8 protein-coding genes are annotated in these 15423 nt (G+C 39.4%); 7 read left to right on the top strand and 1 reads right to left on the bottom strand.

What is annotated here, in order from left to right:
- The first annotated feature begins 79 nt into the window (after positions 1–79).
- The 3 genes from AC04QZ_RS02660 (at position 80) to AC04QZ_RS02670 (ending at position 6207) form a co-directional block, all read left to right on the top strand.
- Positions 80–3553, top strand: a complete 3474-nt coding sequence (locus AC04QZ_RS02660; protein WP_478356464.1) for a malectin domain-containing carbohydrate-binding protein — start codon at positions 80–82, stop codon at positions 3551–3553.
- Positions 3554–3651: 98 nt separating this feature from the next.
- The gene (locus AC04QZ_RS02665; RefSeq protein ID WP_478356465.1) at positions 3652–5220 is read left to right on the top strand and encodes a sodium:solute symporter family protein; all 1569 of its coding nucleotides are present in this window, start codon (positions 3652–3654) and stop codon (positions 5218–5220) included.
- Between the two features lie 54 nt (positions 5221–5274).
- Positions 5275–6207: a dihydrodipicolinate synthase family protein gene (locus AC04QZ_RS02670; RefSeq protein WP_478356466.1), complete on the top strand. Its 933-nt coding sequence runs from the start codon at positions 5275–5277 to the stop codon at positions 6205–6207.
- A gap of 220 nt (positions 6208–6427) precedes the next feature.
- Here AC04QZ_RS02670 and AC04QZ_RS02675 read toward each other — a convergent pair whose 3' ends face one another.
- On the bottom strand, positions 6428–7297 hold the full coding sequence (locus AC04QZ_RS02675; protein ID WP_025143623.1) for an AraC family transcriptional regulator: 870 nt from the start codon (positions 7295–7297) through the stop codon (positions 6428–6430).
- A 224-nt stretch (positions 7298–7521) separates the two neighbouring features.
- Here AC04QZ_RS02675 and AC04QZ_RS02680 point away from each other — a divergent pair, with 224 nt between their 5' ends.
- The 4 genes from AC04QZ_RS02680 (at position 7522) to AC04QZ_RS02695 (ending at position 15418) form a co-directional block, all read left to right on the top strand.
- Positions 7522–9159, top strand: coding sequence for a fucose isomerase (locus tag AC04QZ_RS02680; protein WP_478356467.1), 1638 nt, complete (start codon positions 7522–7524; stop codon positions 9157–9159).
- A 12-nt stretch (positions 9160–9171) separates the two neighbouring features.
- Entirely contained in the window at positions 9172–9840 is a 669-nt protein-coding gene (locus AC04QZ_RS02685; protein ID WP_478356468.1) for a DUF3826 domain-containing protein, read from the top strand.
- A gap of 554 nt (positions 9841–10394) precedes the next feature.
- On the top strand, positions 10395–13511 hold the full coding sequence (locus AC04QZ_RS02690; RefSeq protein ID WP_478356469.1) for a SusC/RagA family TonB-linked outer membrane protein: 3117 nt from the start codon (positions 10395–10397) through the stop codon (positions 13509–13511).
- Between the two features lie 11 nt (positions 13512–13522).
- A complete protein-coding gene (locus tag AC04QZ_RS02695) occupies positions 13523–15418 on the top strand; it encodes a RagB/SusD family nutrient uptake outer membrane protein (RefSeq protein WP_478356470.1) in 1896 nt (631 codons plus the stop codon).
- Positions 15419–15423: the final 5 nt, after the last annotated feature.

Raw genomic sequence — 15423 nt, forward strand, 5'->3', positions numbered from 1 at the left:
AGTTAATTTTTTTAATGTTTTTTGCTGCATGGGCCTTGGTTCGTGTCGCCACGAACCAAAACGAATTCAATTTAAACAGTTGCTTTTACTACTGTTATGCTTCATCAATTTTTATGGAGTGAGTTCGCTCTATGCACAAAACCAAACCAGGAAAGATATTCTATTAAATTCAAACTGGCTCAGTATCGCCGACGAAAAAAACAGCAATGCTTTTGAGGGCTTTCAATTAGCCAGCTATAAAACCCTTGACTGGAAAAAAGTAAATGTTCCGCATAACTGGGATCAGTATGAAGGTTACCAACGGAAACTCCATGGCAATAAACACGGTTATGCCTGGTACCGCAAAACATTTAAAACCACTGAAGGTAAACAAGGAAAACGGTTTTTTCTGTACTTTGAAGGTGTTGGCTCTTACGCAACAGTTTGGTTAAACGGTAAGGAAGTTGGCTATCATGCAGGCGGCAGAACAACTTTTACGTTAGATGTAACTGCTGCAATTAAACTGAACAATCAGGAAAATATTTTGGCTGTTCGGGCCGATCACCCTGCAAATATTCAGGATTTACCCTGGGTTGATGGCGGTTGTTCAACCGAACGAGGTTTTTCAGAAGGTTCGCAACCGATGGGTATTTTTCGTCCCGTACATTTAATGGTAACCAACGAGCTTCGTGTTGAACCTTTTGGTGTGCACATTTGGAACGATAATAAAATTTCAGAAAAGGCTGCGATTTTGAATCTGAGTACCACAGTTAAAAATTATAGTTTAAGGCCTAAAAATGTTTCCATAATCAACAGATTACTAGATCAAAATGGGAAGCCGGTTAAAGAATTAAAGAAAACAACAACTGTTCCTGCTGGTAAAGAAATTCAGATCGATCAGCAGACTGATAAAATCACTAACCCTAAACTTTGGTCGATAGAAAACCCATATCTCTATACTTTACAAACTACGGTAATAGAGAAGGGGAAAATTGTCGATGAACTGAAAACGCCATATGGTATCCGCTGGATTAGCTGGCCTATTGGTGATCAGGCTGCTCAGAAACAATTTTTTTTAAATGGAAAACCTGTTTTCATTAACGGGATTGCAGAATATGAGCATCTAATTGGTCAGAGCCACGCTTTTAGTAACGAGCAGATCAGCTCGAGGGTTCGACAAATTAAAGCAGCAGGTTTTAATGCCTTCCGGGATGCACACCAACCACACAATTTATTGTATACTGCTTATTGGGATAAGGAAGGTATTTTATGCTGGACGCAGATGGCTGCACATATCTGGTACGATACGCCGGAATTCCGGAAGAATTTTAAATCACTTCTAACAGACTGGGTAAAAGAACGCAGAAACAGTCCGGCGGTGGTATTATGGGGTTTAGAAAACGAAAGTACTTTACCTGAAGATTTCGCGAAGGAATGTACCGAGCTGATTCGGAAATTAGATCCTACAGCTTCATCACAAAGAAAAGTAACCACCTGTAATGGCGGAAAAGGCACGGATTGGGATGTTCCCCAAAACTGGACCGGTACCTATGGCGGTAATCCTTTAACTTATGGCGAAGATTTACAGCGCCAGGTTTTGGTTGGCGAATATGGTGCATGGAGAACCATCGATCTTCATCACACAGATGCAAATGGTAAAGGTTACACGGAGAACAAAATGACCGATTTAATGGAAACTAAGGTGCGCCTGGCGGAATCGGTAAAGAATAAAACCGCAGGTCACTTTTTCTGGCTATACAGTTCACATGATAATCCGGGAAGGGTGCAGGGAGGAGAAGGATTGAGAGATCTCGATCGGGTAGGCCCTGTAAATTACAAAGGCATGTTTACGCCCTGGGAAGAACCTACAGATGTATTTTATATGTTCAGGGCAAATTATGCACCGAAACAAACTGAACCTATGGTGTACATTGTTTCGCATACCTGGCCAAACCGCTGGACGAAACCCGGCATTAAAGACAGTGTGGTGGTGTATTCCAATTGTGATGAAGTAGAGCTTTTTAACGATGTAAACGGCCAGTCTTTAGGCCGAAGGAAACGTGATGTTATTGGCACACATTTCCAGTGGAACAAACCAGATATCCAATATAATGTATTGTATGCCGTGGGTTATGCAAATGGGAAAGCTGTGGCCAAAGATCAAGTGGTATTACAGAATTTGCCTGAAAGCCCAAACTTTAATGTTTTAATTAAGGATAAACAATTAACAACTCCCGCTCAGGGCTATAATGATGTGTACCTCGTAAACTGTGGCGGTGGCGATTATACAGATGCCAACGGGCGTAAATGGTCGGCTGATAGGAATTTATCTTCGCAGCGTAATTTTGGCTCTACCTCATGGACAACAGATTTTAAGGATATTCCTGCTTTTTTTGCCAGTCAACGCCGCACCTTTCAACCCATTTCCGGCACCAAAGACTGGAAGCTTTTTCAGACTTTCAGATATGGCAGAGATCAGTTGAAATATCATTTCCCGCTGCCTGACGGAGAATACCTGGTCGAACTTTATTTTATAGAACCCTGGTTGGGTATAGACGGAGGTTTTGATGCCAAAGCCATGCGTTTATTTGATGTGGCCTTTAACGGTAAAACTGTAATTAAAGATTTAGACATCTGGAAGGAAGCCGGAAGCAACTCTCTGTTGAAGAAAACAATCAAAACGACGGTTAAAGGTGGCTTTTTGGATATTAACTTCCCGGAAGTAAAGGCAGGTCAGGCGGTGATTTCAGCTATTGCCATTGCCAGTTTAAATCCAGATATTCAAGCTGCACCGCCTAGTCAATCGCTTTTAACCAAAATTAAAAATGCCGAACTAAACAGCTGGCTCGATATTGGGGATGAACAGTTTAAAAATGAAAATTCGACCTTTACCGATCTGCCTTCTAATTTATATGGTGCAGAATGGTTAAAAGCATCACGGGCGCAGGAAAGTATCGAATTCACCGCTACAGATAGTGTCGACGCATTTATTGCTTTGACGATAAACAGCAGCATTCCCCAGGGATTCGAAGACACCAGGACCTCAATAAAAAACAGTAGGGATGAAAGCTTTAATCTCTATCGGAAAAGACTCCTGCCTAACGAAAGGATTATCTTCGATAACAGAACAGCCAGTGTTTTTGTATTGCCTGTTACGCATTTACAACCCGCATACGATTTAAAAACGACGACTTCCTATAAAGCGACTGATGGCATTGTGACCGGTAAAGAAGTGATAAAAGCCGTATTGATGGATAAACAGCGTGTTGTTTTTAATGCTGCTAATCAAGGTAGTTTAAGCTGGAAAATTTCAGTGGGCGTGGCCGATACCTATTCGTTAACCATCAAATACCATAATCCAACGGAGCAGCTTTTAAAAGGAAAACTGGAATTCTCCTCAGCAGATGGAACCGTGATGAAAACAGAAAGTGTTGAATTTGCACCAACCAAAGCGGGTAAATGGAACTACCTGAGCACCAATACCGGAAGTATGATTAATGCCGGAACTTATCACCTCAGATTGATTGCTGCTGATGCTAAAGGCCTTGCAGTTGATGCTTTAGATGTTCAATAAGATAAGATGGTACAATATGTGGCCAAAATCTTATATTAATGTTGATATTTAGTCATGCATATTTGTTTTAACCAAATTAATAAACGAGCCAACAAAGAATGAAAGGACTTCCTGTAGTCGATCTTGCAATAATCTTCATTTATCTTGTTGGAATGATATTAGTTGGGGTTTATTTTTCGAGGAAAAATAAAAATTCCGAGCAATTTACAAAAGCTTCGGGCCTGATTCCCGGATGGGCAATAGGTTTATCTATTTATGCAACCTTTTTAAGCAGTAATACTTTTTTAGGCGTGCCGGGCAAGGCTTTCGGGAGCAATTGGAATGCATTTGTATTCAGCATTTCGATGCCTTTGGCAGCCTGGATCGCTTCCAAATACTTTGTTCCTTTTTACCGGAATACGGGAGAAATATCGGCCTATACCCATTTAGAAAAACGTTTTGGCGCATGGGCAAGGGTATATGCAGTAGTATGTTTCCTGTTAACGCAACTGGCCAGGATGGGATCGATATTTTTTGGAATTGCCCTGAGTTTACAAGCACTTACCGGCTATTCGATGCAGATGATTATGATCGTAATGGGCATATGTATTATCATTTATACCGTTTTAGGAGGAATTGAAGCGGTAATATGGACGGAGGTGGTACAGGCTGTCGTAAAAACTTTTGGCGCTTTGCTTATTCTGTATTTAATTATTTCGAATATGCCGGGAGGGGTTTCGAAAATTGTGGAGATCGGGCAATCCGCTAATAAATTTAGTTTAGGTAGTTTTAAGCTGGATTTTGTGGGATCATCTTTTTGGGTGGTCTTGCTCTATGGATTTTTCATCAACCTGAACAATTTTGGGATGGACCAGAATTATATCCAGCGTTACCATACGGCATCCTCAAGTAAGGCAGCTTCAAAATCAATCTGGTTGTGCGTGTGGTTATATATTCCGGCATCATTGCTCTTTTTTATTATAGGATCTTGCTTGTATGCTTATTACGAAATTAATCCGGACCTGGTGCAGTCGATCAAACATCAGGTAGCGCTGGAGCGTTTGCCCTTACATGCCTCAGCTGCAGAAATATTAAAAGTGCAAAATGCCTTACAGCCGGCAGATTATGGGGATAAAATTATGCCGCATTTTATGGTCACTAAAATTCCAATCGGTTTGGTTGGATTAATTGTATCAGCCATTTTATCAGCGGCCATGAGTACCATCAGTTCGGGGATGAACGCCTCAGCAACAGTGTTTTCGGTTGATATTTATAAACGGTATTTTAAACCGGGCGTAACCGAAAAACAAAATTTATCACTGTTACATTTAGCCACCGTTGGCTTTGGTTTACTGGGTATGATTGCTGGCATAGCCATGATTGGCGTAAAAAGTATTTTAGATGTTTGGTGGGAATTATCAGGGATTTTTGCAGCAGGAATGCTGGGTTTATTTCTTCTGGGTATCATCAGTAGGCAAACTAAAAACCACGAAGCCATCACCGCAACAATAATCGGCATTGCCGTAATCATATGGATGACATTTTCTTCGCTTCTTCCTCCAGAATATGAAGTTTTTAGAAATCCATTGCATAAAAATATGATTATTGTGATCGGCACTTTAACTATTTTTTTAGCAGGACTTTTCCTGACGAAAATTAAAAACAAAAAGACTAAAACAGCCAATTAAACCCTTCTGGTTTTTTCAGGCACTATAAAGAACAATTTACCATATCAGATTATAATGGAAAACTCACAAAAAGGGTTCATCCCGGTTATGCTTACGCCTTTTTTAAGCAACGGAAATATAGATTATCCCGCACTTACACAGCTTACTGAGATTTATTTACAGGCAGGATCATCGGGTTTATTTGCCAATTGTTTGTCGAGCGAAATGTTCGAATTGAGTGGTAAAGAGCGGATTCAGGCCATTAAACATGTGATAAAAGTGGTAGATGGGGCAGTGCCTGTAGTGGCTACCGGAACATTTGGCGGGGAAATAAGTAAACAAGCCGATTTTGTAAAAGAAGTGAGCGATGCAGGGGTAGAGGCTGTGATTGCCATTACCAGTTTGTTAGCTGATGAAAGTGAATCGGATGAGGTTTTTAATGATCGTGTTTTTGATCTGCTTCATCAAACGGATAAAATTCCCCTTGGATTTTATGAATGTCCGGTTCCCTATAAAAGAGTGTTAAAACCGCAACAATTAGCCGGTTTTGTGGCTACTGATCGCGTAATTTACCACAAAGATACCTGCCTTGACCTTGGTCAGATTAAAGAAAAACTTAAACTAACAGCAGGCAAGACTTTTGGGCTTTACGATGCCTATATCGTACATGCGGTAGAATCGTTAAAAGCCGGAGCTTCAGGTTTATCCTGCATTCAGGGAAATTATTTTCCAGAACTGATTGTCTGGCTTTGCGACCATTATAACGACGAAACTTTTAAAGATGAAGTAGAGGTGGTACAGCAGTTTTTAATCGATAATATGGATGTGATGCATAATGTTTATCCGGTAGTATCGAAATATTTCCTGCAAAAACGTGGTCTTAATATTTCGACCTTTACGCGCCGAAATGTAGGTTCCTTTACGCCAAGTGTAGTTAAAAAAGTAGAAACTTTGTTTGATGATTATACTTCGCTGCGCAATAATTTGAATATTAAGGTATTTATATAGTGGCGTAATCGTCATTTCGACCGAAGTGGAGAAATCTTTGTAAATAGATCTCTCTCCCGAAAACTTCGGGACTGCGCTACAGTCGAGATGACGATAAATTATGTTCATTTCGTCATCCTGAACTTGTTTCAGGATCTATTTTGCCAGTAATTTTGAGGATCTGTAATGTATTGCAGTATAGATGCTGAAATAAATTCAGCATGACGATCACTATGAAAATCTAATTCAAATACTTCCTTTTATAGTCTAAAGGCGTCATCCCTGTAACTTTTTTAAAGTGCCGGTAGAAATTAGATACATTATTAAAACCACAATCGAAACAGATCATTTCGGTAGGCAGCTTGTTTTCAATTAAAAAACGACAAGCATGACTTACCCGAATTTCAATCAGAAAATCATAAAAGGTTTTCTTTGTCATCAGCTTAAAATACCTGCAGAAAGAAGTCACGCTTAAATTACTCAGCGATGCCACTTCTTCCAGTGTGATATCCTTTTTATAATTACTCAAGGTGTAATTACAGATTTTATTAATGCGCAGTGTTTCAGACTCGTTGCTTTGGTAGAATGTATTTTTACTGGTTACAATAGTCGAATATTCATCTGTTTCGGCTAGTGTTTTTAAAATAGAAAGCAGAATAATAATCCTGTCCAGATTTGTAGCATCAACCGCTGCCCGCATTAAATCAACCAGTTTATCTTTAGCTTTTCCCTTAATTACCATACCGCTTTTAGCCTTTTCAAATAATTTAGGTATTAAATAAGCTTCGGGTAAAGTAAGCATATATTTCCCCAGGCAATCGGGCAGGAAATGAATCACCATGGCTTCGGTGGTAAGATCGGGGTTGTTTTGAAAATATTCATCCTTACAACGCCAGGTATGTGGTAAGTTCTCTCCTAAAAGTACCATCTCATCTGGTACAAAATTACTGATGTTATCACCGATAAAACGAACGCCTTCACCCTTGATTACATAATGCAATTCCAGCTCGGGATGGTAATGCCAGATATTCCCAAAATCAGGTTTAATATCATGACGGATACTAAAGGAACTTTGTAAAGTAATCGGAACTTTATGAAAATGAGGTTTCATGTTACTGATAAATATTTGGTTAGGACTGTGTTATCATATTTTGCAAATGGTACCACAGCGTGCTAAAGTTAACGAGTTTAATGATAACATCCTATATTAATTTGATAAAAACCATCAGAAAATAGTGTTTTTCATTGTTGAGTTTTGTATATAGCCGTAAAGGCATAACCCAAATATAAGCTAACAAATTATTTTTATATAAATTATTTGTTTATTAATAAATTATGAGACAAGGCAAACAAGGAGAAATTCTACTGGTTTCGAGTGGCGATTTACGGCTTTCGGCGAATCAAAACTGCTGGGCTGCCCAAGTTGAAATGGAGCGAAAATTAACTTTGGCTATCGAACAATTTGGCTGTAAAGTTAAACGCGCCCATCCTTATCATTCAACAAAAAAACATGGCTTTATCGATTCGCAAAGAATGGGAATGGATATCTTTAGAAATATTAATCCCGACCAGCCTTTAATTGTTGCAGAAAGTGTTTGGCAATACTCTCATCACGTATTAGCAGGGCTTAGCACGCATCGCGGACCGATATTAACAGTAGCCAACTGGAGCGGTCAATGGCCTGGTTTGGTAGGTATGTTAAACCTGAATGGTTGTTTAACCAAAGCGTCTATTCCTTACAGCACTTTATGGAGCGAAGATTTTACGGATGATTTTTTTACAGAGGGACTTCAACAGTGGTTATCAACGGGTAAAATCAGTTACGATCAGGGGCATGTAAAGAGTTTTGCACTCAGTAAAATTCCATTGAGCGATGATAAGATAGGAAGAACCTTTGCGAAAAGTTTAAAAGAGCGAAAAGTGATTATGGGCGTGTTTGATGAGGGTTGCATGGGTATGTACAATGCTATCATTCCCGACGAGCTCTTGCACAAAACCGGTTTTTTTAAAGAACGATTGAGTCAATCGGCATTATATGCTGGTATGCTACAGGTTAAGCAAGCCGAAGCTGAAGCCGTTTTAGACTGGCTTTTACAAAAAGGAATGACTTTCAACTGGGGAACTGATGAAGAAAACCAGCTAACAAAAAGGCAAACCCTTGAACAATGCAAAATGTATATTGCGGCCTTAAGGATAGCTGATGATTTTAGCTGCGATACCATTGGGATTCAATATCAGCAGGGATTAAAAGATTTAACTGTCGCCAGCGATTTAGTAGAGGGTTTATTAAATAACGAAGACCGCCCGCCCGTATTTTCTGTTGACGGTAAAGAACTTTATGCCAAACGGGCTTTACCGCATTTTAACGAAGTAGATGAATGCGCCGGTTTAGATGCGCTGATAACCTATAATCTTTGGAAAGAATTAGGAATGACCGGAGAAAACACACTTCACGATATCCGTTGGGGCGAATATTACAAAAATGAAGAGGTAGATGGTTTTGTTTGGCTATTTTTAATCTCCGGAGCAGCACCACCTGCACATTTTATTGATGGTTATGCCGGAGCAAGCAGCGACAGGCAGCCTGCCATGTATTTCCGTTTAGGCGGGGGATCGTTAAAAGGCATTAGTAAACCTGGCTTTATTGTATGGAGCCGTGTATATATAATGGATAATGAAATACATTGCGATTTAGGTGTTGGAGAAGTGGTAGCTTTACCTGAAGCCGAAACCAAAAGGAGGTGGGAGGGCACCACTCCGGAATGGCCAATTATGCATGCCATTTTAAAAGGAGTTAGCCGCGATCAGTTAATGGCCAGGCATAAAGCCAACCACATTCAGGTGGTTTATACCAACTACGAAGCAGGAGCACACGAAGCTTGCCGGATTAAAGCCGCTGCCTTAGATGAGCTCGGTTTAAAAGTACATTTCTGTGGAGATGTAAACCTGACAAAAAAAAGAAATTCAATTTAAAATAATAAAAACATGAAATCATCAATTTTAGCTTTGCTGTTAACCTGCTTAAGTGTTACCGCAATTTTTGCCCAGAACAATGCAGTTGCCGATAAGGAAGCTTATACTAAAATGATTACGGAGCGCTCAGCTAAAATTGTGGCCAATCTGGGCATTAGCGATGCGAAGAAAACAGAAAAGACAACGGTCATCATCAGGGATCAGTACAGCAATTTAAATGATATCTATGCTGCACGCGATGCCCGTGTTAAAGCCATTAAAGAGACAAATAAAGACAATAAAGTTGTGCGAGATTCGGCACTTGCTAAAGATGCCCGGCTTGTAGAAGCTTCGCTGGCTAAACTCCATAAAAAATACATAAGCAAACTTTCGGCACAACTGACTAATGAGCAGGTTGATTTAGTGAAAAACGGCATGACCTACAATGTACTGCCGATTACTTATAAAGCCTATCAGGAACAGATTTTAACTTTAACGGAAGACCAGAAAAAACAAATCCTGATCTGGTTAACCGAAGCAAGGGAGCATGCCATGGACGCAGAATCATCAGATAAAAAACACGCCTGGTTTGGTAAGTATAAAGGCAGAATAAACAATTACCTGTCGGCTGCCGGATACGATTTAAAGCAGGAAGGAATAGAGTGGGAGAAGCGCAGAAAAGCAAAAGCACAAGCAAATTAGTGATGCTGATGGAGCGTGTTTAAACGCTCCATTATTTTTTTTACTTTTTTTATTCAAGAATATTTCATTTATATATGAATTTATACTTATATTGTAGTATGAATAAAATTACTAAATAGCTTATACCGAGATGGTTATTTTTGTCTTGATAAGATGATACAATAACTGTTTGAATTCAGCTTGAAATATGGATTTTATTTCACCATTGCAAAGTTAAAATATACTTTCTAACCAATAATTTTTAATCAAAAAAAAGAGAAATATGAGTCGCCACAAAGACAATTAAGGTGAGATAGATTTTTAAGTTAACGCTATCTAATTCTTTTGCCTAACTAGCAAGCTGTAAAAAGCAAACAAAAAACAAACCCATCCTTAACCGGAAACACTATTGATAAACTGTATAAAGCAATTGCGATTACAGCTTATATATGCTAAATGAAATTAATCGTGCACGAGGCCTGATTAATTCAGATTAGATGTATTAGTAAAAAACTAACCAAATAACGAATATGAACTCAAAATTTTTACGAAAAACCTCATGGGTTTTAGTGCTCATGCTAATCACATGTACCGCTGTTTTTGCCCAACAAAAGCAGATCACCGGTAAAGTGGTCGACAAAAAAGACGGGCAGCCCCTTCCCGGTGTAACTGTTGGGATACGTGGTAAAACCAATAATGTAAGCACCAACGATAAAGGGGAGTTTGCATTGATCGCTGATCCTTCAACTGATGTACTGGTTTTTTCCTTCATTGGCTATATCAGACAGACCATTCCTTTAGCCGGAAAAACAAATTTAACCGTAAGCTTTGCCGAAGATAGTCAGAATTTAGATGAAGATGCTGTGGTGGTGATTGGTTACGGAACCAAGAAAAAATCAGAAATCCTTGGTGCGGTAGCAACCATTAGTGGTGCTGAAATTCAAGATGTTCCTGCACCTAACTTAGCAGGCGCATTGCGGAATAGGGTAGCTGGCGTTGGTGTGAGTCAATCGTCAGGTCGACCAGGTTCGCCAATTACGTTAAACATTAGAAATTCTACCACGACAACTGCCGCGGCGGGTACCACCGATGAGCCGCTTTATGTTGTAGATAATATTACCGTAACAAGAGAAGCTTTCGATAATATAGATGCTTCTATGATTGAGAATTTAACCTTCTTAAAGGATGCTTCTGCTGCAATTTATGGTGCTGCCGGTGCTAAAGGGGTTATTTTGGTTACGACAAAAAAAGGCAGAATTGGCAAGCCAAGCATCACTTACAATGGTTATCTGGGCATTTCAGATGCGATCAAGGTGCCAAAAATGTTATCTGGATATGAGCATGCCTTATTATTAAATGATACCTTCCGTTCTCAGGGTGCTCCTGCATCGGATTACTTCGCTCCGGAAGATTTAGAGTATATCAAAACGCTGGATTATAAAAGCTGGTATGATGAAGTATGGCAGGCGGCTACCACACAAAGGCATAATATCGGTATTTCTGGTGGCAGTGATAAAATTACCTTTTTCGCAGGTGGAAGTTACCAGGGTGAAAATGGAAATTATGCAGGAATGAAATTTAACAAATATTCATTCAGAAGTGGTGTAGTAGCAACTGTTGCAAACGGTTTAAAAGCGGATGTGAATTTTAACGTTGATTATGGCACGAAAGAACTACATCATAATGCCCAGGATAATGATGCTGCCTTTTTTGAAAGACTGATCACAGTTCCAAGATGGGTTCCAATTAGCATCGATGGAAAATTTGTTAATTATAATGTTAACGGAGTAAATTCTGCTAATATAAATCCATTAGCCATTTCTGAATCTGGTTATTACAATAATGGTTCAAATAAGTCATATCGTATTAACGCCTCATTAACTTACGAACCAACCTTCCTGAAAGGACTTGTTATTCGCGGGCAGGTTTCGCAATCAAGTGGATCTTCGAAGAATACGCAATATGTACCACCTTTTACGCTGTACAATTTTGTAAAAAGAGGGAATAACCAGGAATTGTTCACCAATCAGTTACCTACTGCTACTTCACCTACTTTTCAGCCAACCAGTGCAGTAAGCTCTACTTTCACGCCTGGTTTAACGGATAACAATAGCTATCAGTTTTTTCTAACACTGCAATACAATAAAACTATTGCGAAACACACTTTTAGTGTTTTAGCTGGTGCCGAGCAAAGTGAGGGCAATACACAAAATTCAACCGTTCGTTATTCAAATCAATTAATACCTGGTGTAGATCAATTTTTTGCTTATGATATCAATACTTTAGTCGCATCAAATTTAGATCAAACAGCGGTTTCCAAACGCTCTGGTTTTGCCCGCTTTAGTTATGATTTTGATAAGAGATACCTGATTGAGGGTATTGCCCGTATTGATGCATCATCTAACTTCGCTTTAGGAAATCGTTGGGGGGTATCGCCAAATATTGGAATTGGATGGGTAGTGAGTCAGGAAAAGTTCTTTAAAAACAGCAATGCGCTTAGTTTCATTAATTTCCTGAAATTAAAAGCAAATGTGGGTATTACAGGTGATGACCGCGTTGGGGTTCGATTATGGCAGGATAGATTCCAGATTGACGTAACCAATGGATATATTTATGGAACTTCAAACGGGAATAGTTTAAACCGTTCCCGTCTGGCTAATCCTGAAATCACCTGGGAGAAGAAAAGAACCATCAACGTGGGTTTAGAAACTTCAATGTTTAACAATAAATTAGATATTAGTATCGAAGCCTTCCAAAACTATACCTATGATGGTTTCGAACTGGGTGCAAATAATCAATATCCACAATATTTCGGTACACAGGCACCAGTATTAAACTACAGACAGCTTTATAACTGGGGTTCTGAATTTAGCATTGGCTATAAAGCGAAACTTGCAACAGACTGGAATCTTAGTGCAAGCATGAACTTCTCTTATGGTAACTCGGTTACAGACAGGATCCTCTATACGCCAGGTAACTTAATCAACAATACTTTTCCTAACTTACAATTGTTCGGTACAGACCCACGCAAGTACAATACCAGCAATTATGGTTTAACCAACCTGGGCATGTTCAGAACGCAGGGAGAAGTTGATGCCTGGATGGCGAAATACCCTAATTATAGGATTTACGATAAAATCCCGCAAGCTGGGTGGTTGTATTATGAAGATACCAATGCTGATGGAGTAATCTCTGACAGCGATTTAGCGCCTTTGTACAACAATACCAATGCCTTCTTTTCTTCTGGTATTTCATTAAACCTGACATACAAAAACTTCAGTTTAAACACGAATATTAATGCAAGATTTGGCGGTAAAATTTTCTACGATAGCAGGGCAAGAACAGCACCGTCAAAAACCAGAAATACCTTGTCTATCTGGACAGATCGCTGGACATTAGAAAACCCAATGGAAGGTAAATATCCTAGGTTTGATGATCCTTCGTTAGGAATAAACTCTGATTTTTGGGCAGTTGACGGAACAATGATCCGGATCAATACCATGACATTGAGTTATAAAGCACCTACTGCTTTTGCAAATAAATTAGGGATCGGCGGAGCCCGTATCCTACTAACCGGAAATAATCTTTGGACCATTGTAAATCCGCTGCCTTATAAAGATCCATACACCTCAAGTGCATGGGATTATCCAATGTTGAGGACGATATCTTTAGGATTAAGTGTTAACCTATAATTTTTTGAGCAATGATTAGTCAAATAAAAAACAATATAAAAAAAGCAGTAGCTATTTTAACTTTAGCTGCACTTTTGCCCGCTTGTGTAAATAAAGATGAGTTTTTCTTATTGCCAGATACAGGCGGTATCGATCAGGCCATATGGGATAATGAGGGTTCTGTACAACTACACCTTAACAGGGTGTACGATGTAGCCATGTATCAGTTTCCCTTACAACTCACTCCTGATCGTTATGGTGTTCACTATGCCAGTGATGAAAATTATTTTCCGGACGGAGATGCTAATGCAAAAATGGCACTTGGCCTGCAGGGTGTTTTGGGCAATAACGATGTGAGGTATACTGGTAATACTTACGGCGGTAATCCAGGCCAGAATAAGTACTGGGATATTGCGAGATGTAATGATGCCATTGCCAATCTTCCGAACAGTACCATGCTAACCCAAAAGAAAAATGAATTGCTTGGACAGTATTATGCGTTAAGAGCGATAACTTATTTCGAATTGGTTAAAGTTTATGGTGGTGTTCCACTTCCATTAACACCGCAGGGAGCTGACACTGTTTATGATGAAGGTAGAAGGCCGGCTAGAGAGTGTTTTGCAGCAATATTGAGCGATTTAAATAACGCCATTGTCTTGTTAGATGGTTTTGCGCCAGGCGACGCTGACGGAAGAGGTAAGATCACTAAACTGATTGCCACCTGTTTAAAAGCAAAAGTGTTATTCTATTGGGCTAGTCCACAATTTAATCCGCTAAATGATGCAAAACATCCTTACCAGGCATCAAGATGGACTGATGCTTTAGCTGCTAATAAAGAAGCTTATGATATGTGCGTTTCGGCAGGAAAAAAATTAATGCCAAATTATTTAGATATTTTCCGGGTAGAAGGCACACCTAACACTGAAGCCATTCTTGTTAGAACTTATTCAAATACAGTACCTAACAGAGGGAATGGAACTGAACAGCGGGTTAGACCAACTTCAGAAGGTGGAAGTACCGGCTTTCCAAATACATACTTTATGCCAACTACAAAAATGTTGGATGCCTACCCAATGAAAGATGGAAAACCATTAAATACCTCAACAGCTTTTCCTTATGATGCAACCATGTTCTGGCAAAATAGAGACCCGAGATTTGAAGCTACTTTTGCTACAAACGGATCGGCATATCCTTTAAGCGGGAACGCGAATAGAAAACAGTGGACTTACAACCTGGCCGTTGGGGAAAGCAGTGGAGTTGCGGTATATGTAAAGCGCTTCTCTACACCAGCTTTAACCGCAAGTGCTTCTGCTTACAATAGCTCTGTTGGTGGCGGAAGTGGTATGGATTGGATTGAATTGAGATTTGCAGAGGTAATGTTAAATTATGCCGATTGTTTGAATGAAACCGGAAATATTGCAGGTGCAAAAGATTTAGTGAGACAAATTCGTATAAGAGCTGGAGTAGTGGCAGGTGATGCAGATTACGGACTCGCTTTGGCTGGAAGCACGCCACAGTTGCGTAACTTAATTCTTAACGAAAGACAAATTGAATTCGCTTTCGAGAACAAACGTAATTCAGATTTGAGAAGATCCCGCACCATGCATTTGTTAACCGGGAACATGTCTAAATTGGAAGTCCAGTTAGTGAACCCTCCGGTAGGATCAGACCAAAAAGATAAAAAAGTGTTAGAAGATCCAACAGTTCCTGGCGGTACAACTGCATTTAGAGAAACTTTAAATATTAATGATAAAGCAGTTTATACCAAGTATTTTAAAAATGTTGTTATAACAAACACAACATACTTGCCATATAATATTCCTGAATTTCATTACTTCTACACCTTCCATAATGATTTTGTGAGTTTTGGTAATAAAATTCTTCCAACCATTGGATGGGCTGGTGGTTCGTTTGACCCACTAGATTAGTATTT

The sequence above is a fragment of the Pedobacter folensis genome (assembly GCF_056490665.1).